Source organism: Adlercreutzia faecimuris, assembly GCF_022669055.1.
Classification (GTDB): domain Bacteria; phylum Actinomycetota; class Coriobacteriia; order Coriobacteriales; family Eggerthellaceae; genus Enterorhabdus; species Enterorhabdus faecimuris.
Window position 1 is genome coordinate 412,616 of sequence record NZ_JAJMLW010000003.1, and the last position, 25,154, is coordinate 437,769.

The following is a 25,154-nucleotide window of genomic DNA, read 5'->3' on the forward strand; positions in this document are numbered from 1 at the left end:
GTCTTGCAGCCGGGCCGGGCCTGCTGATGGCAGCTATTCCCATCAGGCATAGCTGCCATCAGCACCTTAGGCGTGACCTGGGGAAACGATACCTCCGGAACGTGCTGTATCGCTATTTCAGCTATTCCGGGGCCCCTTGTTATAGTCCTTGCGGCGACGGGGGAGGAAAGGGGTTCCTCCCAGCATCCGCCGCTCGCAGAGCTCCTTTTCACCAGCAGTCTCCCGGGCCCGAGGCGGCCCGCGAAGCGGTGTTCCAAAAGCGCGAGAGAGGGGGTGATTTTGCGTGAGCCCGCCTGGGGCGGCCCCGCATGGGGCGCGAGCCCGCGGCGGCATCGCGAAATCCACGTACAACGCGTAAAGAGAAGAGAAAGAGGAGGTTACTTCATGGCTACATTCATCAAGGAGGACGCTAAGCCGCGTGTGACGTTCCTGGACGACGGCACCGAGGTCTACCGCACGTCCCCGTGGTCCCCTCCGGGGTGCCATGGCGTGGGCTGCGGCATCCGCGCCTTCGTCAAGGACGGCAAGATCACCAAGGTCGAGGGCGACCCCGATGACGTCATCACCCAGGGCCGCCTGTGCGTGCGCTGCCTGCGCGTGCTCGACCTGCAGTACCATCCCGACCGCATCGTGCACCCGATGTACCGCGACCCCGCCGACCGCGGCAAGGCCGACGCCTGGAAGGTCGTCACCTGGGACTGGGCCTACGACAAGATCGAGGAGAAGATCGCCGAGGTCAAGGAGAAGTACGGCCCCAACGCGCTGACCGTCCTCACCGGCACCGGCCGCGAGGCTGGCCGCTACATGACCAACACCTCCGCCCGCATCTGCGTGACCACCAACCAGTGCTACACCCAGACCGGCTTCTCGTGCATGGCCCCGCGTGACACCGTGTGCTCCATGATCGGCGGCGCCGGCTACATCGAGTACGACTTCGCCAACGGCCTGCCGGGCCGCTACGACGACCCCGAGTGGGTGCAGCCCAAGTACCTGCTCAACTGGGGCCGCGACTCCCTGCGCTCCAACCCCGACGGCACCTGGGGCCACTCCATCATCGAGCTGCTCAAGCGCGGCACCAAGCTCATCAACGTGGACCCGCGCGTCAACTGGCTGTCCACCCGCGCGCTCTACCACATGCAGCTGCGCCCCAACACCGACACCGCGCTCGCCTTCGGCCTGCTCAACGTCATCATCAACGAGGACCTCTACGACCATGACTTCGTCGAGAAGTGGTGCTACGGCTTCGACGAGTTCAAGGAGCGCGTCAACGAGTACTCCGTCGAGTGGGCCGCCAAGGTCACCGAGGTGCCCGAGCAGATGATCCGCGACGTCGCCCACTGCCTGTCCGAGAAGCCCTGGGGCCTCAACATGGGCCTGGCCAACGACCAGAACCCCAACGGCGTGCAGTCCGTGCACTGCCTCTACGCCCTGGCCGCCATCACCGGCAACCTGGACATCCCCGGCGGCACCAACATCGGCTGGAACATCACGCTCGACTTCGGCGGCAACAAGTACGACGGCAACGGCGAGGACTCCTCGGCTAACCAGAAGAAGGAGGTCATCCCCCCGAACCCGGTGACCCAGGAGCAGCGCGACACCACCATCGGCCTGTCGCAGTACAAGATCTACCAGCTGCTGCTCGGCAAGGCCGTCCCGGACGTCATCATCGACACGCTCGAGACCGACGAGCCCTACCCGATCCGCTTCTGCTGGATCCTGCACACCAACCCGGTGTCCCCGACCAACACCGCCGCGCCGCAGCGCTGGCATGCCGCCCTCAAGCGCATGGACTTCGTGGTGGCCCAGGACATCTTCATGAACCCGACCATCGCCTCGTGCTGCGATCTGTTCCTGCCCCTGGCGACCTGGCTCGAGCATGACGGCTACATCACCCAGCTCATGGGCGAGCATCCCGGCCCGGTCAAGGGCATGGTGAAGGTCATCGAGCCCGTCGGCGAGGCCAAGAGCGAGTTCCAGATCATCCACGACCTGGCCCAGCGCCCCGCGTTCCACGACAACTTCTACATCGACGGCGAGTCCAAGGTGTCCTCCATCGAGAACTACATCACCCAGGACCTCACCAAGGTGGTCGGCTTCGGCCATGACTGGGAGTACCTCAAGGAGCACGTGCAGGTGTCCCGCAAGACCGAGTACCTCAAGTACGAGCGCGGCATGCTGCGCGCCGACGGCCAGCCCGGCTTCAACACCACCACCGGCAAGGTGGAGCTGATGAGCCTCATGTTCGCCGCCTGCGACGGCGACCCGCTGCCCTACTACGAGGAGCCCGTGTTCAGCCCCTACTGGGAGGACGTGACGGCGGACGACCCGCTGCACGACTCCGAGGCGAGCCGCTTCATGCGCTCCTACACCGCCGAGCACCCGGATTGGAAGAAGGACTTCCCGATCATCCTCACCACCGGCGCGCGCAACTGGGCCTCGTTCCACTCCGAGCATCGCCAGTCCAAGATGCTGCGCGAGATCAAGGAGTACCCGTACGTGCAGATGAACCCCGAGCTGGCCGAGCAGATCGGCGTCATCGACGGCGACTGGGTGCGCATCGAGAACCCGTGGGGCCACTGCTACGAGAAGGCGAAGGTCACCCCCATCGTCAAGCCCAACGTGGTCATGGCCGACCACGGCTGGTGGTACCCCGAGGAGGACATGAACGAGCCGAGCATCGGCGGCGTGTGGGCCTCCAACATCAACACGCTGGTTCCCAATGACGTCATCGGCCACTACGGCTTCGGCGCCCCGATGAAGGCCCTGTGCTGCCGCATCGTCAAGGCCGACAAGCCGCCTCTGAAGGAGGTCGCGCCGCAGAACCTCAAGAGCCAGCAGAACTACCCCGGTTCCATCAAGAACGATCCTTTCCTCAAGGATCTCGTGGTCGAGTAAGGAGGAGACGTCAATGACTCAGAAATACGGTCTGCTGATCGACAACTACTGGTGCACCGGCTGCCATAGCTGCGAGATCGCGTGCAAGAACGAGCACGACTACCCCATCGGCCAGTTCGGCATCAAGATGCTGGTCAACGGCCCCTGGGAGCTGATGGAGGAGGGGAAGTGGGAGCACACCTACTACCCCGTGATCACCACCTACTGCGACCTGTGCGCCGACCGCGTGGCCGCCGGCGAGCAGCCCACCTGCGTGCTGCACTGCCTGGCCAGCGCCATCGAGTACGGCCCGATCGACGAGCTCGCCGCCAAGATGGCCGAGCGTGACCGCCGCACCAGCCTGCTCATCCCGTAGGAAGACCGGCGAGGCCCGCGGGCGCCCCTGCCCGCGGGCCCTCCGCCCCCGCTAGCGAAAGAAGGACCCCATGTGCTTTAGACCTGCCGCCGCCTCCACGCCCAAGACGTGCCCCGAGTGCGGAATGATCAACCCCGCCGTCGCCGACAAGTGCGTCAAGTGCGGCGCCGAGCTGCCCGAGGACCGCGTGAAGTGCCCGCACTGCGGCGAGATGAACATCGCCGGGGCCACCGTGTGCTCCGAGTGCGGGTCCGACATCGCCGGCGCCGAGGGCAACGTGGCCGCCCCGGCCGCTCCCGGCGCCCCGGCCCCGGCCGTCCCCGGCGCCCCCAAGGCGCCTGGCGCCCCGGCCGCTCCCGCGGCCCCGCCGAAGGCCGAGTAGCGCAGACGACCTGATGTGAGCGGGCGCCCCAGCGGCGCCCGCGCGTTCGATGAGGGGCTTGACCATGAAGGCCGAGAGGCTCTGGAACATACGGTTCGTCCAGCTGGTGCTCATCGAGGCCCTCTTCCAGTTCGGGGCCTACATGACCAACCCCGTCGTTTCGGGCTACGCGGTGGCCCTGGGCGCCACCATCGCCGTGGGCGGCGTCCTGGCCGGGCTCTCGGCGTCGATGGCGCTCGTCGCCCGCCCGCTCACCGGCTGGCTCGCCGACCGCCTGGCCAAGAAGTCGTTTCTGCTCATCGCCGCGGCGCTGTTCTGCGCGAGCGCCTTCGGCTGCGCGCTGTCCTCCTCGGTGGCCGTCATCGGCCTGTTCCGCGTGATGGCGGGCATCGCCTTCGCGTTCCGCTCGGCCGCCGTCATCGCGCTCGTGTCGCTGTCGGTGCCCGCCGAGCGGCTCGGCCAGGCCGTGGGCTGGACGGGCATCGCCCAGACGGTGTCGTGCGCCTTGGGCCCCGCCGCCGGCGCGCTCGTCATCGGCGCGGCCGGCTACCCGGCGAGCTTCGCCGCCGCCGGCGTGCTGTTCGTCATCGGGTTCGCCGTGAGCCTGTCCTTCCGCGAGCCGGCCGGCGCCGCCCCGGCCCCGCGCCCCGCCAAGCCGGCCGCGCCCCGCGCCGCCGCGCCCGGCCGCCCCGCCTCAGGGCCCCGCGCGTGGCTCGAGCGCTTCATCTACCTGCCCAACGTGCCCGTCGCCGTTATGGCCGGGCTCTCCATCGTTCCCCACGGCGTAGCCGTTACCCTGCTCCTCACGGCAGGCGAGCTGCGCGGCATCGCGGGCGTGTCGGCGTACTACGCCGTCTACGCCATCGCCGCCCTCGTGTCCAAGCCCACGGCCGGCCGCCTGACCGACCGCTGGGGGACGCGCCGGGTGGTGGCGCCGGCCCTCGTCGTGGAGCTGGCCGCCACGGTGCTGCTGGCCGGCATGGCGTCGCTTCCGCTGGTGCTGCTGGCGGCGGCGTGCATGGGGGTCGGCCAGGGATCGGCCTACGCGGCCATCCAGGCCCAGGCGGTGCGCGACGTTCCCGCGCACGAGCTGGGCCGCGCGTCCAACACGTTCTACATCGGCACGGACATCGGCATGGGGTTCGGCCCCATGGCCGCGGGCGCCGTGCTCCAGTCCTGGGGGGTGGGTGCCATGTTCCTCGCCTGCGGCGGCCTCGTGCTGCTGGCGCTGGGCATCCTCGCTGCCCTCCGCCCGCCGAATCCGACAACCTAAGGGTTAAGCAGCAAGGGGGATATCAATGAACTGCTTAGCAAAGAGGGTGGGCTTCGCCCTCATCGCCGCGGCCGTGCTCGCCGCCTTCGCCTTCGCTCCCGTTCCCGCCGGCCTCGACCGCCCCGGCATGCTCGCCTTGGGGCTCACCCTGTTCAACATCACGCTGTGGATGGGCAACGTCGTGCCCAAGCCCATCGCCGGCCTGCTGGTGATGATCCTGCTGCCCGTCCTGGGGGTGACCGCCTCGCTCGGCGCCACCATCAAGGACTTCATCAGCTCGGTCTTCTTCTTCCTGCTGGCTGCCTTCGCCATCGCCGCCATGGTGCGCAACTCCGATCTGCCCCAGCGCCTCATGGGCCTGCTCCTGCGCTGGTTCAAGGGCTCGAGCCGCCTCATCGTGCTCGCCTACATGCTGGCGTCGGCCATCATCTCCACCGTCATGAGCGACCTGGCCGCCTGCGCGCTGTTCGCCGCGGTGGTGCTGGCCGTGTTCGAGAACCCCGACCTGGGGCTCCGGTTCGACAAGCGCTTCATGAAGTGCGTGATGATCGGCGTGCCCATCGGCTCGCTCGCTGGCGGCATCGCCACGCCCATCGGGTCGTCGTCGAACTTCACCATGCTCGAGCTGCTCTTCCAGACCAACGGCATGGAGGTGTCGTTCTTCCAGTGGATGGTGGTGGGCGTGCCCATCGCCGTCATCTCGGTGCTGGCGGGCTGGGCGGCGCTGTGCGTCACCTTCCGTCCCGCCCCGCTCACCTGCGAGGAGATGGACGCGCTGCGCTCCGCCTGCGGGCACCTGGGCCCGCTCACGGCCAAGGAGTGGAAGACCATCGCGCTGGTGACGGCCATGTTCGTGCTGTGGATCCTCACGAGCTACCTGCCCGGGCTCGACTCCACCATGGTGGCGATGATCGGCATGGTGGTCATGTTCGTGCCCGCCATGGACCTGCTCACCTGGGACGAGTACTCGCGCGAGGTGCCGTGGGACCTGGTCATCATGCTCGGCTGCCTCATGGCGCTCGCCTCGGCGCTGCTGTCCACGGGCGCCATCGACTGGGTGGCCAACTCGCTTCTGGGCGGCACGACCGACTGGCCCGCCTTCGGCATCCTGTTCATGATGGGCGCCGCCATCGCGCTTCTGCGCGCCTTCGTGCCCTCGGGGCCGCCCATCGTGGTGATGCTCACGCCGGCCATGGTGGCGCTGGCCGTCAACACCGGCATCGACCCCCTCTGCGTCATCATGACCATGTCCATCTGGGCGCAGATCACGTTCCTCATCCCCGCCATCGACGCGCTCTACCTCATCACCTACCAGCGGGGCCACTACACCATCTTCGACGTGCTCAAGTTCGGCGTGCCGCTGACCGTCGTGCTCCTGGTCGTGTTCACGGCCATCCTGCCGCCGCTCGTGTCGCTGGCCGAGGTGCTGTAGGGGAGAGGCGCCGTCGGGGGCCGGGCGCGCCGGGGGCGGGCGCGGCGCGTGGGCGCGCCGAGGGCGGGCGCGGCGCCGCCGGCGGCTGGGGCGTGCATCGCGCGTCCCGCGCCCGCGCCCCGGTGGCGCCCGCATCGCACGTCCCAGTGGCGCCCGAGTCGAGAGAGAAGGAGGGGCATCCATGCCCGACTGCTACATCTGCCTGCCCACCTGCGACAACTGCCGGCCGAAGATGGTCACGTGCCCGGCGTGCGGCAAGCCCACGCTCATCGACCTGGAGAGGTGCCCGCTGTGCCGCGAGCCCATCCCCGACGAGGCGCGCGCCGCTGCCTGGGACGCCTGGCGCGCCACCCACGCGCCGGGGGAGTAGGGTACGTGGGCGCGGGCCTCGTGCGGTTTCCGCGCGCAAAATGGCCGAAACGAACGGTTTGACGACGGAAAACCGCCCCGCGGGACCCTCAGGAGCCCCCTTTCGCGGAATCCGGTTTTCGCGACCTGGGGTTTTGCGGACGCCATGGCGTCCCATCCTCCGCATCGTGTCGTCAAACCGTGCGTTTGGGCCATTTTGCGCGCCCGTTCTGCGCGCGGGCTAGGGCTGGGCGCGCCACCAGGCTATGGCGAGCTGGGTGCGGTTTCGCAGGGCGAGCTTCTGGAGCATGACCGATATGTGGTTGCGCACGGTGCCCTCGGACAGGTAGAGGGCTGCGGCGATCTCGCGGTTGTCGAGACCCTCGGCCACGAGCGCCGCGATGTCGCGCTCGCGCTCGGTGAGCGCGGCCAACGCGCCTGCGCCCGCGGCGGCCGCGTCCGCACCCCGCGTCGCGTCGGCGCCGGCCGCGGGGGTGCCCTGCGGGGCCGTCACGCCGGCATGGCCGGCCGCGTGCCCGTCGCCCGCGCCCCGCGCCGCGCCGGACCCGCTCGCGCCGCGGCCCACCATAAGGTCGATCCGCTCGCACACCTCGGGGCCGAAGACCGCCTGGCCGGCCATGACGGCGCGCAGGGCGGACGCGATGGTGCCCACGTCCTGCTTCACCAGGTAGCCGCGGGCGCCCAGGCGCAGGGCGCGCACGATGTAGTCGTCGTCCGAGAACGTGGTGAGAAACACCACCCGCGCGCCGGGGTCGGCCGCGAGCACCTGCTCGGCCGCGGCCAGCCCGCCCATCCCCGGCATGCGGATGTCGAGCAGCAGCACGTCGGGGCGCAGCTCGCCGTAGAGCGCCACGGCCTCCTCGCCGCTCTCGCCGACGGCGGCCACGGCCACCTCTCCGCTCGCCTCCAGGATGGTGCGCAGCGACGAGCCCACGAGCGGGTCGTCGTCGGCGATCACCACGCGGACGGGCGCGTCCGCCGCATCGCCGCATGTGCCGGCGCCCGCCGCGTCCCGCGCGCCGCCGTCCGCCGCCCCGTCTCGCGCGCCGGAGCGCGACCCTGTGGGCGCCGGGAGCGCCGCGCCGTCGCCGCCCGGCTCGCCGGGCCGGTCGCCTCGGGTATCCTCGGCCACCATCATTCGTCCTCCCCCTCCCTCTCCCGTGGGATGATCGCGCGCACGGCGAAGCCGCCCGCGGCCGCGGGGCCGGCGCTGAGCGTGCCGCCGAGCGCCTCCACCCGCTCGCGCATGGACGCGAGCCCCATCCCCGCCGCCTCGCCCGCGCCGTCTGCGGGCCCCGAGGACCCGGGGCCGCCCGTGCCGTCGTCGGCCACGGTCAGCCGCCAGAAGCCCGGGTACTCCGCCAGCTCCACGGCCACCGCCCGCGCGCCGCCGTGGCGCGCCGCGTTCGACAGCGCCTCGCGCGCCACGGCCAGCACCGCGTAGGCCACGGGCCGGGGCAGCGGCCCGGCGTCGTAGACGAGCGTCGCGTCGCCGGCCTCCCAGTCGCCCACCGCGCGCTCGAGGGCGGTGCGGGCGTCGAAGGCCCCGTCGTGCAGGTCGTGGACGCTCGCGCGCACGGTGCCGAGCGCCTCGTCCAGGGTGGCCGACACCGCCGCGAGCCCCTCGGCGGCCGGCGTGGCGGCCTGGGTCACGCGCAGGGCCTCCACCTGGAGCAGCGAGCGGGTGAGCAGGTGCCCCACGTTGTCGTGGATCTCCCGGGCGATGCGCCCGCGCTCGTCGAGCACCGCGCAGCGCACCTCCAGGTCCTGGCGGTCCATGAGGTCGCGGTTGCGCCGGGCGAGCGCGATCGAGCGCTCCTGCACCTGGTCGCGCAGGGCGAGCGTCGCGCGGCGCCCCTCCACGAGCCGGCGGGTGCGCTCGGCGAGCACGCAGGCCGCCGCGCCGATCGCGAGGGCGGCCCCCGCGACGCCCGCGTCCCCGCGGCCGAGGGCGGCCAGGGCGGGGACGGCCCACAGCGCGCGCAGGGGGCCCAGGCGGAAGGCGCCGGCCAGGTAGGCCGCCAGGGGCGCGAACGGCACGAGCGGCGCCCAGGCGAGCGCGGCGGCCTCCCAGGCCCCCACGGCCGCCGCCCGCGCCCAGCGGGGCCAGGCCGCGCGCGCCCGGGCGGGGAGCGGTCCAGGCGTCTCGGAGGCAGGGGAGGGCGCATCTGCGGCGGCGTCCTCGCGTCCCGGCCGCCCGTGCGGCTCGGGCGCGTCGGCCCGCCCGGGGCGGCGGGCGCCCGCGGGCAGCGCCTCGCACAGGCATGCCAGGCACACGGACACGAGCGTCGCGGCCACCTCGGGCCCGCCCGCGGGCGCGCCGAGCCACGCGCCGCCCGCGACGGTCGCCAGGCACAGGATGAGGATGATCGTCTCGTCTGCCACGCGGTCCATGGGGCCATTATAGGCCGCCGCCCGCCGCCCCTCGCCCCGCGCCGTCCCCCGCGCGCCCGGTTCGTGACATTCGTCACGGGACCCGATGGACGAAAAGGCGCGATCTCGCATTCCCGTGGACGAAAAACGGCGATCTCGCGCCCCCGATGACGGCGAAAACGGCGACATCGCCGTTTTTCGTCCCCTTTCTGGACGAAAAGGCGCGATCTCACTTTTCGCGCCGGTGAGATCGCCGTTTTTCGTCCACGCGCCCGCCCCGCGCCTGCCCCGCCCTCGCCCAACTCATGACGCCCGTCACTTCCGCGCGCCGGCGCCTTCTGGGATGATCGCCTCGGAGGGAACCCCGGCGAAAGGACGGCCCCATGGACATCGTATCCGTCGAGAACCTGGTCAAGCGCTACGGCGACCTGGTCGCGCTCGACCACTTCGACCTGCGCATCCGCCCCGGCGAGGTCTTCGGGCTCCTGGGCCCCAACGGCTCGGGCAAGACCACGGCCATCAACTGCATCCTGCAGCTGCTCACCTACGACAAGGGCTCGATCAGCCTGTTCGGCGAGCCCATGGCCCCCACCCGCTACGACCTCAAGCGCCGCATCGGCGTGGTGCCGCAGAACGTGGCCGTGTTCGAGGAGCTCACGGTGCGCGACAACATCGACTACTTCTGCTCGCTCTACGTGGGCGAGCGGGCGCGCCGCCGCGAGCTGGTGGAGCGCGCCATCGCCTTCGTGGGCCTCGAGGACTACGCCCGGTTCCGTCCGCGCAAGCTCTCCGGCGGCCTGCTGCGGCGCCTCAACATCGCCTGCGGCATCGCGCACGAGCCCGACCTGGTGTTCTTCGACGAGCCCACCGTGGCCGTCGACCCGCAGAGCCGCAACGCCATCCTCGAGGGCATCAAGGCCATGAACGCCTCCGGCGCCACGGTGGTCTACACGAGCCACTACATGGAGGAGGTCGAGGAGATCTGCACCCGCATCATGATCATGGACCACGGGCGCGGCGTGGCGGTGGGCACCAACGCCGAGCTCAAGGCCATGGTGAGCGCCGGCGAGCGCATCGAGGTGGAGGTGGCCGGGCTGCCCGAGCTGCCCGAGCCCGTGCTCGCCGACCTGCGCGTGCTGCCCCACGTGCGCCGGGCCGCGGCCGAGGACGGCCGCCTCACGGTGATGTGCGGGCAGGGGACGCGCAACGTGGCCGACGTGCTGGCCGTGCTCGAGCGCCACCAGGTGCCGATGGGCCGCATCTACGCGGAGCCGCCGACCCTGAACGACGTGTTCCTCGAGATCACCGGCACGGACCTGCGGGACTAGGGGGGCGGCCATGCTCAGCGTGTTCACGGCGACCCTGAAGACCGTCGCGCGCGACCGCGGCGTGTTCGTCTGGGCGCTCGCCTTCCCCATCCTGCTGTCCACCATCTTCATGCTCATGTTCGCCAACATCGACGAGGCCCAGTCCTTCGACCCCGTGCCCACCGCCGTCGTCGCCGACGCGGACTGGGACGCCTCGCCGCTGGCGGGCGCGGTCGAGTCCCTGGCCGAGCCCGACGCGGAGGGCTCAGACGCGCTCCTCGCCGTGACCGCCTACCCCGACGAGGCCGCCGCGCGCCGCGCGCTGCTCGCCGGCGAGGTGGCCGGGGTGCTGTCGGTGGACGCCGCGGGCGTCCCGCGCCTGGCGGTGGCCCCGGCCGACGACGGCGTGGGCGTCGACCAGGTCAACCAGACGATCCTCCAGAACGTCGTGAGCGCCTACGGGCGCGACCGGGAGCTCCTGGCGGGCATCGTCGCCGCCGACCCCCGGGCGCTGGCCGACCCCGACCGCGTCGCCGCGGCGCTCGAGCCGCCGGAGGGCCTGCGGTCGGTGTCGCTCACGCGGGAGGCGCCCACCGAGACGGTGCGGTTCTACTACGCGCTCTTCGGCATGGCCGCCCTGTTCGGCGGCACGATCGGGCTGGTGGCCGTGTGCCGCGTCCAGCCCAACCTCTCGCCGCTCGGCGCCCGCTGCGCCGTGGGCGCGCTGTCGCGCGGGCGCGTGCTCGTCGCGTCGCTGGCGGCCTGCTGGGTGATCGCCTTCGCCTGCCTCATGGTCGCCTTCCTCTACGTGCGGTTCGTGGTGGGGGTGGGCTTCGGCGGGCGCGAGGGGCTGTGCGTGGCGGGGCTGGCCGCCGCGGCGCTTCTGGCCACGGCCCTCGGCACGCTCGTCGGGTCGCTGCCGAAGGTGGACTATGGTGCCAAGACCGGCCTGCTCACCGGCATCGTCTGCCTGCTCTCGCTGTTCGCCGGGCTCTACGGCGAGCCGTGCATGGAACTGGCCGACCTCGTCGCGCGCGAGGCGCCGGCGCTGGCCGCCCTCAACCCGGCGCGCGTCATCACCGACATGTTCTACAGCCTGTACTACTACGACTCCCTGGCGCCCTTCCTGGCCAAGCTGGGGACGCTCCTGGCCCTGGCGGCGGCGCTGTTCGCCGCGTCGCTCGCGTTCGTGAGGAGGCAGCGCTATGCGAGTATTTAGCTGTGCTTTGAGGGTGGTGGCCGCCCATCCGGCCTACCTGCTCGTCTACGTGGGGTTCCTGAGCGCGATGGGGCTGTTCATCACGGTCGGGCTGTCGCTGGGCGACGGCGGGGACTTCGAGCCGGCGCGCCCGGACGTGGCCGTCGTCGACCGCGACGGGGGAGCGCTCGGCGCGGGCCTGGCGGAGTTCCTGGCCGCGGGCGCCGAGGTCACGGAGGTGGACGATGAGCCCTTCGCGCTGCAGGACGCAGTGGCGACGGGGCAGGTGTCGTGCCTGATCATCGTGCCGGAGGGCTTCACCGACGACTTCCTGGCCGCCGTGCGGGCGGGCGATGAGCCCCCGGTGCTGGACGTGGCCTTCGGCCCCGCGTCGATGGAGGGCATGCTCGCCGGCGCCGAGGCCTCCCAGTACCTGGGGCTGGCCCGCGCCGCCGCGGTGCTCCTGCCCGGCGCCCCGGCTGGCGACGTGGCCGCGCGCGCCGTCGCCGTGGCCGGCGAGCAGGCCGTGCCCGAGGTGGTGGTGCCCGAGGGGTCGGCCGCATCCGGCAACGCGCTCGCCTTCTACCTGAAGTGGTGCGCCTATACCCTGACCGCCGCCATCGTGGTGTCGGTGGGGCTGCTCATGGGGGCGTTCAGCCGCACCGACGTGCGGCGGCGCAACCTGGTGTCGCCCGCCTCCGGGCTGGGGCTCGGCCTGCGCGAGGCGGCCGCGTGCCTGGTGGTGACCGTGGGCGTGGCGGCGGTGGTGGCCGGAGCGGGCTGGGCGGCCTTCGGCTCGACGGCCGCGGGGCTGCCGCCCGCGGCGCACGGGCTGATGCTGCTGGCGGTGGCCGTGCTGGCGCTCGTGCCGCTGTCCATCGGCTTTCTGCTGGGGCAGCTGGGCGTCGGCGAGACGGCGTCCAACGCGGTGGGCAACATCCTGGGGATGGTGCTGACCTTCCTGGGCGGGGCGTGGGTGCCGCTCTCGCTCATGCCCGAGGCCGTGGTGGCGCTCGCGCGGTTCACGCCCGTGTACTGGTACACCGACGCGCTCGACCGCTGCGCGCACCTCGTCGAGCCGACGACGGGGGCCGTGGGCGCCGTGCTGGGCGATTTGGGGCTGGTGGCGCTGTTCGCCGCGGCCGTCTTCGGCGCGGCGCTCGTGGCCGGACGGCTGCGGCTGCAGAGCGCCGAGGCCGGCGGCAACGCCGCGGCCGCCCCGGGGCGGGGGTAGGGGAGCGCGTCGGGCGCGGGCTGCGCGCGGCGGACGGCGGGCGGCGCCTCGGGCCGCTGGCCTCGCTGCCGGCTCGTGCCGCCGTCGCCTCGCGGCGGGTGGGGCGCCCTTCGCGAAAGAGGGCCCGGGCTCCTGGGGAGCCCGGGCCCTCGCGTGCCCGTCGGCGGATAGGCGCCTACCGCGCCGTCTCGGTCGGCTCCTCGGCGCCCTCGGCGGCCGTCGGGGTGGAGGCGGCGGCCTCATCCTGGGCCGTCACGCCCTCGTCGCCGATCTTGTCGGCCTTGATGGGCGCGTTCGAGTCGGCGCTGTCGGAATCCGGGTTCACGTGCGTGGCGTCCTCGGCGCCCTCGGCCGCGGTGTGCGCGGCGGCTGCGGCGATGTCCTGGGCCGTCTGGCCGGCCTGGTCGAGCGGCGTGGCGTGCAGCGTCAGCGCCGCCTGGCCCAGGGGCGCGAGCAGCCCGTCGGCCAGCTCCTCCTCGTCGATGATCGTGACGACGCTCACGTCGGCCGGCCCGGTCGACTGGGGGGCCTGCGACTCGGCGAGGGCCGGCTGCGCCTGCATGAGGACGGCCGCCCCGCCCATGAGGGCGCACAGGCCCGCGGCGCACAGGCCGGAGGTGATCTTCGTTGCTCTGATGTCCATGTCGGTTCCTTCCGCTGGCGTGTCGCGCACGGTGCGTCGGGCACGGCTTCCGATACGCTCCGAAAAGCCCCGCGCCGCCCAGGCGGGCTGCCGCGAACCCTTCGGCTCTCAACGGCGATCATAGGCGCCTTGCCGCGGGCCCTCCCGGCGCCCCGCCATCCGTCGGCGCCCTGTGGCGCCCCCGTTGAGCCTCGGAAAACAAACGCCCGTAGGGCGGCGTTCACGAGTTCGCGCGCCCGCGCGTCTGCGGCTGCGGCGCCCACGAGCTCGCGCGCCTGCGCCTCCGGTACCCGCGCGCGCCGCCCCGCGTCTCGCGGCTCGCGCCGGCCTGTATTTCCGCGCAGCCTGTTCCCGCGGGCGACGTGGGGTAGGGTCGCGGCTGCGTGCAGCGGATTTGGCGTTTCATATCCATTTTGGCGAGTTTTCCGAGGCAAGGCGGCTGTTTTCCGCCTCCTGGGAGGACGCCTAGGCGGTCATCGCAGACGAGCGCAGCGCTGAACAGGGCAAACGCGAACGGCGGCCGGCCGCCCGGGGCGAGGGAGCCCTCGCTCCCTCGGGTAACTCGCCAAAATGGATATGAAACGGCATTTGACGAGCCGCGTCACCATCCCCGCCGCGATCTTTCCGTTTTCGCCGCGGGGGCGGCCGATGTCGCCGCCCCCGCGCCTTGTTGTCGTCGCGGTGCGCCCGCCCCGCGACGCGGGAGCGCCTTCGCGGCGCTCCCCCGGCGACGTGGGCGTTTTCAGGTCGAAACGGCGTCTCCCGACGTGCTAGACTCCCGCCATGAGCCTCATCTTCTGCCATAGATCCGCGGTAGGCCTCTACCGCATGGACTGCCCGACGCAGCCGTTTCGCGGCGGGTTGGACAGGGCGTGGGCGCGGGGAGACGCCAGCGACCTGCCGGCCCGGGCGAGGGCCTGCTCCTCGCAGGCGCGCTACCTCGAGCGACCTTACCACCTCCTCGTCCCCTCATCTGTGAAGCGCCGCTCGACCGCCGAGGTCGTCTACCACTCGCTGGGCCGCTTCCCGTCCGGCGCCCTCCGGCAGCTGGCCCCGGGAGAGTTCGTCGTGTCGCCCGAGTGCTGCCTGATGCAGATGGCGCGCTCGATGGAAATGCTCGAGCTCGTCAAGCTGGGCTACGAGTTCTGCGGCCGCTACTCCTTCGACCGCCAGGGCGCGTGCCTGTTCGACGAGCGCGACCCCCTCACCGACCCCGTCCGGCTGGGGCGCTTCGCCGCCCGCATGGAGGGCGCCTACGGGATCCGCCACCTGACGCGCGCGTTGCCGCACATCATCGGGAACTCCTTCTCGCCGGCCGAGACGGCGACGGCCATGCTCCTCTCGCTGCCCCACCGCTACGGTGGCTTCGCGATCGAGAGGCCCCTCCTCAACCACCGGATCGACCCAGGCGCGCGCCATCAGGCGTCGGTGGGGAAGGCGTATTACCTCTGCGACCTCTTCTGGCCCGAGGCGCAGGTGGCGGTCGAGTACGACAGCGACCTGTGCCACACGGGGCCCGAGCGCATCGCGCGGGACGCGCTGCGGAGGATCGACCTCACGCGGCTGGGGGTGACGGTGCTGACCCTCACCAAGGGGCAGCTCTACGATCCGTGGGCGTTCGCCCGGTTCGCCGGCACGCTCGCGAGGAGTCTCGGGGGACAGCTGCGCGTGCGCTGCGGCGGGTTCGAGGAGCGGCACCGGCTGCTGCGGGCGACGGTGCTCTCGGGCTCGGGCGCGATCCGCCGCTAGGCGCCGCGCAGGGGGGTCACTTGCACGTTGATTGGCGTTTCATATCCATTTTGGCGAGTTTTCCGAGGCAAAACCGATGAGAAGGCGGCTGAGCCGAGGCTGGGATTTTCCCACCAGGGGTTTTGCGGGAAGTGCGGGCACAAGGCGGCGGAAAGGCGCCTTTCAGGCTCGGGAAACTCGACGAAATGGATATGAAACGGCTTTTCGCGTGCATCTGCCGCCGAGAGGCCCGGCCGCGGTGGCAGATGCGTCCCGCGCCGGCCTGCGTCGCGCCCCGCGCCGGCCCACGCCGCGTCTCGCGCCCCGCGCCCACGTCGGCCCGCGCCTCGCACCCCGCGGCCTCGCGCCTCCGCGCCCGCGTCGGCCGGCGGACTACTCCTGGATGATGACGCCGAGGTGGCGGGCGAGGCCGGCGGCCTGGTAGAGGTCCATCTTGGCGCCGCGCACCTCGCCCAGGGCGTCCGACAGCACGATGCCCTCGAGCGAGCAGCGCGTCAGGTCGACGCCGGAGAGCGGGGTGCGGAAGAGGCTCGTGCCGGCCAGGCGCACGTCGTCGAGGACGACGTGGCGCAGCGTGGCCTCGGACACGTCGGCGCCCGAGAAGTCGCAGGTGCGTGCCGAGAAGGCCCACAGCCGCGCCTGGTTGAGGCCGGCGAGCCCGCAGGAGCAGTCGGCCATCGCCACGGACTCGAGGCCGGCCTCCATGAGCGAGGCGCCGGTGAGCTTGCAGTCCTGAAACGTGCAGCGCGTGAGCGCGGCGCGGTCGAGCACGGCGTTGGACAGGTCGCAGCGCTCGAAGGCCACGTCGGAGAGGACGGCGCCCGTCAGGTCGCAGCCGGCCAGGCGGCATCCGGCCAGGCGCGCGCCGGCCACCTCCAGCTCGCGCAGGTTGCGCCCGGACAGGTCGAGCCCCACGGCCTCGACGTTCTCCCAGGGCTCGTCGCCAGGCTCCCAGGCAAGCGCGCGGCCCGCGTCGAGCGGCGCCGGATCGCGCAGGGCCGCCGGCGGCGCGGGCGCGAGGGGAGGCGTGGCGAAGGGGTCGCGCGGGGAGGGCAGCGGGCTCATGGCATGGCTCCGTTCTGGCGGGGTTCGCGGGAGGGGCGTGGCGCGGGCGGATGTGTCGGGCGCGCAGGGCGCAGGCGGGTGCGGGCCCGCGAGTGGGCGGCAGCGCGCAGGCGGGCCGCGGGCAGGCGGGTGCGTCGGGCGCGCGGCGCCGAGCCGGCGTGCAAGCCGCGGGTGCCGGCTGCGCCTCGCACCCGTCGGCAGGGCGCGCTAGGCCTTGGCGCCCCACTGGGCGTAGTAGTCGTCGAGCGCGGCGGCGAGCGCCTCGTCGATGACCACGCGCCCGCCCACCTCGCGGCCGGTCAGATAGGCGCGCACCTCGTCCATCGACACGATGGACGCCACGGGGAACCCGTAGCGCTCCTCGACCTCGCGCTGGGCCGTGGTGACGCCGCCCTTGCCGACCTCCTGGCGGTTGAGCGACACGATGAGCCCGCGCACGTCCACGTCGGCCGCGGCGCGCAGCAGGGGGTAGGTCTCGTCGATGGACTTGCCCGAGGTGGTCACGTCCTCCACCATGACGACGCGGTCGCCGTCGCGCAGGTCCGACCCCAGCAGGTTGCCGGCGTCGGCGCCGTGGTCCTTGGCCTCCTTGCGGTTGGAGCAGTAGCGGACCTCCTTGCCGTAGAGCTCGTGCAGCCCCATGGCGGTGACGACGGCCAGCGGGATGCCCTTGTAGGCTGGCCCGAACACCACGTCGAAGTCGAGCCCGAAGCTGTCGTTGATCGCCTGGGCGTAGTAGAGCCCCAGCTGGTGCAGCTGCTCGCCGGTGACGTAGGCGCCGGCGTTCATGAAGAAGGGGGACTTGCGGCCGCTCTTCAGCGTGAAGTCGCCGAACTTCAGCACGTCGCTCGCCACCATGAACTCGATGAACTCCTGCTTGTAGGCCTCCATGGGCGCCTCCTCCCGCGGGCCGCGCGCGCGGCCGAATGTCTACGTACGGCTGACATGATACCCGATGACCGCCGCCGCGCCCGCCCGCTCCGCTAAGATGGCCCCGACGGCCCCGCGGCCGCGCCCCGGGCGGGCGCGGAAGGGCGGGGAGGATGCGGAAGCCGCGGCACCCCCCCCGTCGGCGGTGGACGCGGAAGGCGGGCGCGCCCCGCCGCGGCACTCGGCGACGGGCGCGGCAGCGGGCACGCGACGGCCCCGGGCGCGGGGCGTGCGGACGGAAGGCGGGCGGAAGGGAGGCCCCATGGGCGACGCGAGGCGAGGCGGCCGCGACGAGAGCGCGGTCAAGCGAGCGTGGGACGGCCTTATCCTGCGCCACCCGGTCATCTCGGCCGTGGCGGCGCTCGCGCTCGTGCTGGCCGTCGGCGGCGGGGCCGCGAGCCTGGGCGCCCCCGACGGCGCCCCTGACGCTGCGCGCCCTCCCGCCGCGGCCGCCGACGGGCGGCAGGCGCCGGCCCTCGAGCAGGCGACGGTGGTGCGGGTGGTGGACGGCGACACGCTCGTCGTGTCCCTCGGCGGCCGCGAGGAGCGCGTGCGCATGGTGGGCATCGACTGCCCCGAGAGCGTCGCGCCCGAGGAGGAGCGCAACACCCCCGAGGGCGAGCGCGCCTCGGACTTCACCAAGAGCCTAGTCGGGCGCGGGGACGTGGTGTGGCTCGAGCGGGACGAGAGCGACGTCGACCAGTACGGGCGCCTGCTGCGCCACGTGTGGCTGGAGGTGCCCGACGACGTAGACGACACCGGCGAGATAGGGGAGAAGATGCTCGGCGGCATCCTCGTGCGGCAGGGCTACGCCCAGGCGCGCCGCTACGGCGACGACGTCGCCCACGCCGAGGCCCTGGAGGCCCTGGGCCGCGAGGCCTCCCGCGCCGGCCGCGGCGTCTCGTCCAGCTGGAGCTAGCCGCCCGCGCCGCCGCACGCGCCCGCGTGCCCGCCGACCCCGCGTCCGCAGGCCCGCCGATCCCGCGTCCGCGGCGCCCGGCGACCGCCCCGCCCGGCCCCGCGCCGCCCCTCCCGCGACCGCCCGGCAAAGCCGCCCGCGCCGCGTCCCGGCCCCGGCGCGGCCGTGGTAGAATCCCCGGTGAAGTGAACGCACCCGCGAGGACGGATCGACCCACCCCCATGCAGACCTACATCGCCCACTACCGCTCGCCCAACGCCGCGGACACGCGCGCCCGCGGCCTGTTCGAGTTCGAGAGCGACGCCCGCGCGAACACCAAGGCCAACCTCCACGACGCGCGCGTGCGCATGCTGGAGCTGTTCGGCAAGGACGCCGTGGGCTGGTCCATCGACAAGGTGGAGCGCAAGCCGGCGAAGGCGGAGAAGACCGACGGCCAGCTCGAGCTGGACTTCCGCGCCCCCAAGCCCGAGCGCAAGCGCAAGTACAAGAAGGAATACTGGTAGGCCGGCCCCGCGCCCTGCCCGGGCGCCCGCCCGCGCGGCCCGCCCCGAAAGGAGCCCTCATGAACGAAGAGCACCTGAGCTTCCTCCAGGACCTGCTCGAGACCCCGTCGCCCACCGGCAGCGAGGTGCCGGTGGCCACGCTGGTGCGCCAGCGCCTGGCGTCCGTGGCCGACGAGATATCCACCGACGTGATGGGCTCGGTCCACGCGCGCCTCGACGGCGCCGCGGACGGCCCGTCGCTCATGCTGGCCGCCCACATGGACGAGATCGGCCTCATGGTCACCTACGTGTCCGACGAGGGCTTCCTGTCGGTGGCGGCCCTCGGCGGCGTGGACGCGGCCATCCTGCCCGGCATGCGCGTGGACGTGCACGCCTCCGGCGCGGGCGCGCCTCTGCGCGGCGTGGTGGGCCGCAAGCCCATCCACCTCATCGAGGCCGACGAGCGCAAGGCCGTGACCGCGCTCGACAAGCTCGTCATCGACCTGGGGATGCCGGGCGAGGCGGTGCGCGAGGCCGTGCGTGTGGGCGACGTCATCACCTTCGGCGTCGGCTTCGAGACCTTCGGCGAGGGCATGGCCGTCTCGCGCGCCTTCGACGACAAGTGCGGCGTGTGGGTGGCCTGCCGCGTGATGGAGGAGCTCGCGGCCGCCGGCCGGGCGCCCGGCGCCTTCGTCGCGGCCGCCACCGTCCAGGAGGAGATTGGCACGCGCGGGGCCATGACCTCGGCCCACGCGGTGCGCCCCGACGTGGCCGTCGCCTTCGACGTGACCCACGCCACCGACTACCCCGGCATCGACAAGGCCAAGTACGGCAAGATCACCTGCGGCGAGGGCCCCGTCATCGCCCGCGGGCCCAACATCAACCCGGTCGTGTTCGAGCGGCTGGTGGCCGCCGCCGAGGCCGAGGGCATCCCGTACCAGCTCGAGGCCGAGCCCTCGGTCACCGGCACCGACGCGCGCGCCATCCAGGTGACGCGCGGCGGCATCCCCACCGGGCTCGTGTCGGTGCCGCTGCGCTACATGCACACGCCCACCGAGGTGGTGGCGCTGGCCGACCTGGAGGCCACGGTGCGCCTGCTCACGCGCTTCGCCCTCGACCTCGACGCCGACGCCTGCTTCGTCCCCGGCCTGGCCGACCCCGTCCGCCCCGGCATCCCCGCCACCCTGGCCGACGTGGAGGAGTAGGGGACGCGCCCCGCTTCCGGGGGGCCCGCATGCCAGATGAATTCGCTCTGGAGGAAACCCATGAAGAAGGAAGAGAAGACCATCGCCAAGAACCGCCGCGCCTTCCACGACTACGAGATCCTGGAGACGTGGGAGGCCGGCATCGAGCTCACGGGCACCGAGGTGAGGTCGCTGCGCGAGAACCACTGCCAGCTCACCGAGTGCTTCGTGCTGGCCCGGGGCGGCGAGCTGTGGCTCAACAACGTCCACATCCCGCCCTTCGCCCACGGCAACATCGCCAACCCCGACCCCGACCGCAAGCGCAAGCTGCTCATGCACAAGCGCCAGATCCGCTACCTGGAGGAGAAGGCGCGCGAGAAGGGCCTGGCCATCGTCCCGCTCAAGCTCTACTTCAAGGACAACGGTTTGGTTAAGGTTGAGGTGGCCCTCGCCCGCGGCAAGAAGCTCTATGATAAACGTGAGAGCATGAAGGAGCGCGACGCCCGCCGCGACGTCGAGCGCGCCATGAAGGAGCGCGCCCGCTGACGGAGCCCGGCGCGCGGCGCCGCGCCGACCACGATGAAAGGAGCCTGCCATGGGCCTGGACGAGGAGCTTGAGGTCATGGAGGAGTCGGGCGAGACCGACGCCGAGCAGATAGACGAGGAGACCGAGGTCCAGGACGTCGAGGACGACGTCGACGAGATCCTGGGGCCCGACGCCCAGGAGGATGACCTGGAGCACGCCTACGCCAGCTTCGAGACGGAGAACGAGGCCGACTACGACGGCTGGTCCGACGACGAGGTGGCCGAGGCCGAGGCCGACGAGGAGGACGCCGACGCCCTGAACGGCGAGGGCTACGAGGTCGAGGACGCCGACGACCTGGAGGCCGAGGTCATCGAGATGGAGATCGAGGACGGCGACGTCTACGCCTACATCGTCGACGAGGACGACAACGAGATCGGCTTCATCCTGCTCGACGAGGACGGCAACGAGCAGGAGTACTACTTCGTCGAGGACGACGACGAGGCCGACGAGGACGGCGAGGAGGGCGTGACCGTCATCCGCGCCTCGGACGAGGAGGAGTTCGACCTGGGCATCACCCGCGAGGGTGTCGCCGAGGCCACGGCCGACATGAACGCCATCTACAAGGACGGCGTCGCCGTCGCCGCCGAGCTCAAGGGCGCCCTCGACGACATCACCGAGGGCCTGGGCTTCCTCAAGAAGAAGTAGCCCGCCGCGCGCGGCGGAGACGCGAGGGGCCCCGCCCGCCGGCGGGGCCCCTCCCATGCGGGGACGCCTGCGCGCACCCGTGAGACGCACGAGGGCCCCGCCGGCAGGCGGGGCCCTCTCATGCCGCGGGCTAGGCGCTCGGCGGCGACGGCGGCTTGGGGGCGCCGGGCGCCGGCGGGGCCGCGGGCGCGGCGGGCGCGGCGGGCGCCGCGGGCTCGTCAGGACGCATGACGGCGCCGCACTCGGGGCAGGTGCCGTCGGGGTTGGGCTCGGCTACCACGTAGCAGCTCGGGCAGATGATCTCCCCGGCCTCGGCGGAGGGCGGTCTGAAGCACATGGCGCGGCCCCCTTCCTAGTCCCACTCGCAGTTCATCATGAGGATGTAGTTGCCGGCCGTGGCCGACCATCCCTCAAGGGTGAAGCCGTCCACGCCGATCTTCTCGGAGAGCTCGGCGCGGGAGTCGGGGTGCTTGGCTATCTCGTAGAACTGCTCGATGGACTCGATGCCCGCGTCCTTCAGCTTGGCGATGTCCTCGGGGCTCACGCCGTAGAGCTTGTCGATGTCGGAGGCCATGGCTCGTCCTTTCTCTCGGGTGTGCAGGTATGCACCCGGGCACCCGGGCGGCGCGCGCCCGGGTGCCCGAGGATCTCGGGGCCTAGTACTCGCCCTCGGCGCAGCGGTAGACCTTGGCGGCGACGCCGGTCTGCTGCCAGGCGCCGATCAGCTGGTCGAGCGAGTCGGGATCGTCGTCCAGGATGACGTTGACGCTCGACTCGAACACGCCGAACAGCGACGGGTACGCCTCTTCCTTCTCGGGGAACCACCAGTCATGCTGCACGCTGATGACGCGCGGGTCGACGCTGGAGGTCTTGCGGGCGCGCTGCTTGATGCGCCCGACGGCGGTCTCGATCCAGCACCAGTCGCCGTCGCGGATGTCCAGGTCGATGGCCGTGTCCGGGTGGATGTCGAAGATCGGGTCCGGATGCAGGTCGCGGTAGGGGCCGGGCTGCCGGTGCTCGGAGTGGTAGCACGGCATGAAGCGGGCGCCGGCGATCATGACCAGCGGGTACTCGCCCTCCCACTCGGGGTGCTTCTCGACGCTGAGCCCCGGGTACTCGAAGAAGGGCAGCGGGTCGAAGTTGCCGCCGATCTCCTCGGAGAGCTTCTCGATGACCGAGGAGTACAGCTCCACCTTGCCCGACGGGGTGAGGAACTTGTAGCCGGGCTCCTTGTACTTCTCGAACTTCTTCTGGCCCACCATGTACTTCACGTCGTTGTAGAACTTCTCGTGGGTGAGCCCCATGGGCGCCAGCTGGAAGTCGAGCATGTCCTCGGCCTTGGGGCCCCACCACTGCTCGGTCTGGCCGAGGCGGCTGGCCAGGCCGTAGAAGAACTCGTAGTCGTCGCGGAAGTCGATGTCCGCGCCGCCCTCGAAGCGGTCGAGCACGCGGGCCTGGGCGCCGAAGTACATCGGGCGGTGGTTCATGACGGTGTAGCAGTTGTCGGGGCGCTCGAGCCAGGTGGCGGCGGGCAGCACGTAGTCGGCCAGCGCGCCGGTGGGCGTCATGAAGTAGTCATGGACGACCAGGAGCTCCAGGTTCATGAGGGCCTCGACCACCAGCTTGGTGTTGGAGAACGCCACCACGGGGTTGTCGGCCTGCACGATGAGGGCCTTCACCGGGTAGGGGTCGCCGTCGCGCATGGCGCGGAACAGCAGCGGCGCGTTGGCGTAGGGGTAGAAGGACGGGTAGGCCTGGGAGATGATGTCCCAGCCCTTGTAGGTGAGGCCCGGGAACCGGTCGTTGCCGATCATCTTGTCGCGCTGCTCCTGGGGCAGGGCGTAGTGCTCGTAGAACGACGGTGGGAAGCGGCTCGGCGGGGCCAGGAGGTCGCCGCCCTTGCGGTCGATGTTGCCGGTGATGGCGCGCAGGATGGCCTTGGCGCGGATGGTGGAGGTGGCGTTGATGCCGTTGGCGTCGCCGCCCTTCTGGCCCCACGGCAGGCAGGCCGGCTTGATGGTCGCGTACATGCGCGCGGCCTGGACGATCTTCTCGGCGGGAACCCAGGTGATCTCGGCGACCTTGTCCACCGGGTACTCGGCGGCGCGCTCGGCCAGCTTGTCGAAGCCCACGCACCACTCGTCCACGAACTCATGGTCGTAGAGGTCCTCCTGGATGATGACGTTGATCATGCCCAGGGCCAGCGCCGCGTCGGTGCCGGGGCGCAGCTGCAGCCAGAGGTCGGCCTGCTGGGCCACCTCGGAGCAGCGGGGGTCGATGACCATGAGCTTGGCGCCGCGATCCTTGCGGTTGGTGGTGACCCAGTCCCACAGGAGCGGCTCGGAGGCGTCGGTGTTGCGCCCCCACAGGATGACGAGGTCGGCGTTGACCCAGTCCGACTTGTCGGAGCAGAAGCCGCCGTAGGTGCAGGGCTCGAGCCACATGTCGGAGCTGTAGCAGATGGTGCCGTTGCCGCCGGTGTTGGGGCTGCCGAAGAGGTTGGTGAACTTGTAGTGCAGCCAGCTCCAGGTGCGGGCCGTGCCCTCGGTGAAGGCGAGCGTCTCGGCGCCGTACTTGTCACGCAGCTCGGCCAGCTTGGCGGCTATCTCGTCGAAGGCCTGGTCCCAGGTGATCTCCTCCCACTGGCCGCCGCCGCGCTCGCCGGCGCGCTTGAGCGGCCTTCTCAGGCGGTTGGGGTTGTAGACGAAGCCCTCCAGGTAGCGGCCCTTCTCCAGGCGCGAGCAGACGAAGCCCTTGTTGTGGGGGCAGTCCGGGTCGCCCTTGATGTCGATGATGCGACCGTTCTTCTTCGTGACCAGCACGCCGCAGCGCACGTGGCAGAAGAAGCAGCCGGCTCGCAGGACCTCCACGCCCTCCTCGTCGGTCGCGACGGTCTCTACCGTGTTGTCAGCCATGGTTCTCTCCTTCTCCTCGTTGGGGATGATGCCCGGCCGGATGCGCCGGCGGGGCCTTGGAACCGCAGATGGTGGGCCGCTTGCCTCCTTCCCCCATGCCCGGGGCCTGGCTTGGTTCGCCATGCCCCCGTTCTACGCGCCGGCGGGGGTGGCTGGCAACGGGCACCGCGCGCGGCGTGGGGCGGCGCGATGGACAGACGGCGCCGGATGACCATTGCGGATGGGCAGGCCGTGTGGTTAGATGGCGGTGAGGTTCCACGGCACGGGCGTACACGTTCCGAGGGGGAGGACGACCCATGGAGAACCCGATGATGAAGCGGCGCATCGCCGACGCGTTCATCGCGCTGGCCGAGGAGAAGGACCCGGCCAAGGTGTCGGTGCGCGACGTGTCGAACGCGCTCGGCATCAACCGCAAGACGTTCTACTACCACTTCCCCAGCAAGGAGATGCTCGTCAACTGGATCTTCCGGCGCGACCTGGGCCACGCGCTGCGCGACGCGTTCCCCCAGTCGTGCCTGGTCTTCGAGCCGCGGGACTCGTCGCCCTGCGCCAACTACCCCTACTACGTGCACATCGTGGACGGGTCGGGGCGCCTGTCCCACGCGGAGTTCTTCATGCTGGTGTCCCGCTGCCTGAAGGCGCGGCCCGCGCTGTACCCGCCGCTGCTCAAGACCGCCGACCTGGGCAGTCTCCAGGCCTACCTGTTCGACCTGTACAAGCGCGCCTTCGAGCAGGACATCCTGTTCATCTTCCGCGGGGCGGAGCCCGGTCCTGAGGCGCTCGACTTCATGGCCGAGTTCTACGCGGCGGCCTTCATCGGGCAGATCGTGCGGCGCGTGCTGTCGTCGCGGGGCTGCCGGACGGTCGACGACGTGCGGCCCTTCGAGAACATCATCCACGGGTCGCTGTACCTGATGAGGAGGGAGCTGGACGAGTCATGTGCATCCCCTGCGTGATGTGCGGCGCCTGCATGGCCGACGCCGCCGGCGCCGCCCGCGATGGCCGCTGCCCGGCCTGCGGCGCCGAGGTGGCACCCGACGCCGTCAGCTGCCCGGAGTGCTACACCCTCCTCGCGCGCCCCGCGGCCGCCGAGGAGGCGGGGGAGGAGGGCTAGGCGCCGGATCGCACCGGGCGCAAGACGGCCCGCGCCATCCCCTCCCTCGACATCCGGGGAGTCGGGGGCTCCCCGGATGCAAAGCGGCCCCGCGCCTTCTGCGC

The 25,154-nt window shown here is 71.7% G+C and carries 25 protein-coding genes; 17 read left to right on the forward strand and 8 right to left on the reverse strand.

From position 1 onward, the window contains the following. Positions 1-384: 384 nt before the first annotated feature. The 6 genes from LPT13_RS09675 to LPT13_RS09700 all read left to right on the forward strand — a co-directional run bounded on the left by LPT13_RS09675 (position 385) and on the right by LPT13_RS09700 (position 6,707). A complete protein-coding gene (locus LPT13_RS09675) occupies positions 385-2,895 on the forward strand; it encodes a molybdopterin-dependent oxidoreductase (RefSeq protein WP_242166058.1) in 2,511 nt (836 codons plus the stop codon). A 13-nt stretch (positions 2,896-2,908) separates the two neighbouring features. Beyond that, complete coding sequence (locus tag LPT13_RS09680) at positions 2,909-3,250, forward strand: oxidoreductase (protein WP_242166061.1); 342 nt, start codon at positions 2,909-2,911, stop codon at positions 3,248-3,250. 70 nt (positions 3,251-3,320) lie between these two features. Continuing rightward, complete coding sequence (locus LPT13_RS09685) at positions 3,321-3,632, forward strand: zinc ribbon domain-containing protein (RefSeq protein ID WP_242166063.1); 312 nt, start codon at positions 3,321-3,323, stop codon at positions 3,630-3,632. A 64-nt stretch (positions 3,633-3,696) separates the two neighbouring features. Then, on the forward strand, positions 3,697-4,905 hold the full coding sequence (locus LPT13_RS09690) for an MFS transporter (protein WP_242166066.1): 1,209 nt from the start codon (positions 3,697-3,699) through the stop codon (positions 4,903-4,905). Between the two features lie 25 nt (positions 4,906-4,930). Then, positions 4,931-6,337, forward strand: a complete 1,407-nt coding sequence (locus LPT13_RS09695) for an SLC13 family permease (RefSeq protein WP_242166067.1) — start codon at positions 4,931-4,933, stop codon at positions 6,335-6,337. 181 nt (positions 6,338-6,518) lie between these two features. Continuing rightward, positions 6,519-6,707, forward strand: a complete 189-nt coding sequence (locus LPT13_RS09700; RefSeq protein ID WP_242166069.1) for a hypothetical protein — start codon at positions 6,519-6,521, stop codon at positions 6,705-6,707. A 219-nt stretch (positions 6,708-6,926) separates the two neighbouring features. Here the strand turns inward: LPT13_RS09700 and LPT13_RS09705 are convergent, their stop codons facing one another. Together LPT13_RS09705 and LPT13_RS09710 are read right to left on the reverse strand one after the other, a co-directional pair. Next, a complete protein-coding gene (locus LPT13_RS09705) occupies positions 6,927-7,844 on the reverse strand; it encodes a response regulator transcription factor (protein ID WP_242166071.1) in 918 nt (305 codons plus the stop codon). After that, the gene (locus LPT13_RS09710; protein WP_242166073.1) at positions 7,841-9,100 is read right to left on the reverse strand and encodes a sensor histidine kinase; all 1,260 of its coding nucleotides are present in this window, start codon (positions 9,098-9,100) and stop codon (positions 7,841-7,843) included. Before LPT13_RS09710 ends, LPT13_RS09705 begins: the two co-directional genes overlap by 4 nt. Before the next feature lie 362 nt (positions 9,101-9,462). On the opposite strand from LPT13_RS09710, the gene LPT13_RS09715 reads away from it, so the two are divergent. From LPT13_RS09715 to LPT13_RS09725, 3 genes are read left to right on the forward strand one after another with little or no spacing between them, the layout of a single operon-like run. After that, entirely contained in the window at positions 9,463-10,407 is a 945-nt protein-coding gene (locus LPT13_RS09715; RefSeq protein WP_242166075.1) for an ABC transporter ATP-binding protein, read from the forward strand. A 10-nt stretch (positions 10,408-10,417) separates the two neighbouring features. Next, positions 10,418-11,605 carry an ABC transporter permease gene (locus LPT13_RS09720; RefSeq protein WP_242166077.1) on the forward strand — a complete coding sequence of 396 codons (1,188 nt, stop codon included), beginning with the start codon at positions 10,418-10,420 and terminating at the stop codon, positions 11,603-11,605. Continuing rightward, the gene (locus tag LPT13_RS09725; RefSeq protein WP_242166078.1) at positions 11,592-12,818 is read left to right on the forward strand and encodes an ABC transporter permease; all 1,227 of its coding nucleotides are present in this window, start codon (positions 11,592-11,594) and stop codon (positions 12,816-12,818) included. Before LPT13_RS09720 ends, LPT13_RS09725 begins: the two co-directional genes overlap by 14 nt. 175 nt (positions 12,819-12,993) lie before the next feature. Here the strand turns inward: LPT13_RS09725 and LPT13_RS09730 are convergent, their stop codons facing one another. Further along, positions 12,994-13,461: a hypothetical protein gene (locus LPT13_RS09730; protein WP_242166080.1), complete on the reverse strand. Its 468-nt coding sequence runs from the start codon at positions 13,459-13,461 to the stop codon at positions 12,994-12,996. Positions 13,462-14,244: 783 nt separating this feature from the next. Between LPT13_RS09730 and LPT13_RS09735 the strand changes: the two genes are divergently transcribed. Further along, positions 14,245-15,210, forward strand: a complete 966-nt coding sequence (locus LPT13_RS09735) for an endonuclease domain-containing protein (RefSeq protein WP_242166082.1) — start codon at positions 14,245-14,247, stop codon at positions 15,208-15,210. Positions 15,211-15,582: 372 nt separating this feature from the next. Here the strand turns inward: LPT13_RS09735 and LPT13_RS09740 are convergent, their stop codons facing one another. Together LPT13_RS09740 and pyrE are read right to left on the reverse strand one after the other, a co-directional pair. Then, entirely contained in the window at positions 15,583-16,275 is a 693-nt protein-coding gene (locus LPT13_RS09740) for a pentapeptide repeat-containing protein (RefSeq protein WP_242166084.1), read from the reverse strand. Positions 16,276-16,482: 207 nt separating this feature from the next. Next, the gene (gene pyrE, locus LPT13_RS09745; protein WP_242166086.1) at positions 16,483-17,166 is read right to left on the reverse strand and encodes an orotate phosphoribosyltransferase; all 684 of its coding nucleotides are present in this window, start codon (positions 17,164-17,166) and stop codon (positions 16,483-16,485) included. Positions 17,167-17,467: 301 nt separating this feature from the next. Here pyrE and LPT13_RS09750 point away from each other — a divergent pair, with 301 nt between their 5' ends. The 5 genes from LPT13_RS09750 to LPT13_RS09770 all read left to right on the forward strand — a co-directional run bounded on the left by LPT13_RS09750 (position 17,468) and on the right by LPT13_RS09770 (position 21,021). Continuing rightward, on the forward strand, positions 17,468-18,124 hold the full coding sequence (locus LPT13_RS09750) for a thermonuclease family protein (protein ID WP_242166087.1): 657 nt from the start codon (positions 17,468-17,470) through the stop codon (positions 18,122-18,124). Positions 18,125-18,345: 221 nt separating this feature from the next. After that, positions 18,346-18,627, forward strand: coding sequence for a hypothetical protein (locus tag LPT13_RS09755; protein WP_242166089.1), 282 nt, complete (start codon positions 18,346-18,348; stop codon positions 18,625-18,627). Positions 18,628-18,686: 59 nt separating this feature from the next. Continuing rightward, positions 18,687-19,811 carry a M42 family metallopeptidase gene (locus LPT13_RS09760; RefSeq protein ID WP_242166091.1) on the forward strand — a complete coding sequence of 375 codons (1,125 nt, stop codon included), beginning with the start codon at positions 18,687-18,689 and terminating at the stop codon, positions 19,809-19,811. A 60-nt stretch (positions 19,812-19,871) separates the two neighbouring features. Then, positions 19,872-20,336: an SsrA-binding protein SmpB gene (smpB, locus tag LPT13_RS09765; protein WP_242166092.1), complete on the forward strand. Its 465-nt coding sequence runs from the start codon at positions 19,872-19,874 to the stop codon at positions 20,334-20,336. Positions 20,337-20,385: 49 nt separating this feature from the next. Beyond that, the gene (locus tag LPT13_RS09770) at positions 20,386-21,021 is read left to right on the forward strand and encodes a hypothetical protein (protein WP_242166093.1); all 636 of its coding nucleotides are present in this window, start codon (positions 20,386-20,388) and stop codon (positions 21,019-21,021) included. A gap of 130 nt (positions 21,022-21,151) precedes the next feature. Here the strand turns inward: LPT13_RS09770 and LPT13_RS09775 are convergent, their stop codons facing one another. The 3 genes from LPT13_RS09775 to LPT13_RS09785 form a co-directional block, all read right to left on the reverse strand. Further along, a complete protein-coding gene (locus tag LPT13_RS09775; RefSeq protein WP_242166095.1) occupies positions 21,152-21,358 on the reverse strand; it encodes a hypothetical protein in 207 nt (68 codons plus the stop codon). 15 nt (positions 21,359-21,373) lie between these two features. Further along, positions 21,374-21,595, reverse strand: a complete 222-nt coding sequence (locus LPT13_RS09780) for a DUF4332 domain-containing protein (RefSeq protein ID WP_242166097.1) — start codon at positions 21,593-21,595, stop codon at positions 21,374-21,376. Between the two features lie 82 nt (positions 21,596-21,677). Next, positions 21,678-23,936: a molybdopterin-containing oxidoreductase family protein gene (locus LPT13_RS09785; RefSeq protein ID WP_242166099.1), complete on the reverse strand. Its 2,259-nt coding sequence runs from the start codon at positions 23,934-23,936 to the stop codon at positions 21,678-21,680. Positions 23,937-24,232: 296 nt separating this feature from the next. On the opposite strand from LPT13_RS09785, the gene LPT13_RS09790 reads away from it, so the two are divergent. After that, on the forward strand, positions 24,233-24,892 hold the full coding sequence (locus tag LPT13_RS09790; RefSeq protein WP_242166101.1) for a TetR/AcrR family transcriptional regulator: 660 nt from the start codon (positions 24,233-24,235) through the stop codon (positions 24,890-24,892). Continuing rightward, entirely contained in the window at positions 24,874-25,050 is a 177-nt protein-coding gene (locus tag LPT13_RS09795) for a hypothetical protein (protein ID WP_242166104.1), read from the forward strand. The genes LPT13_RS09790 and LPT13_RS09795 overlap by 19 nt, the downstream gene beginning before the upstream one ends. Positions 25,051-25,154: the final 104 nt, after the last annotated feature.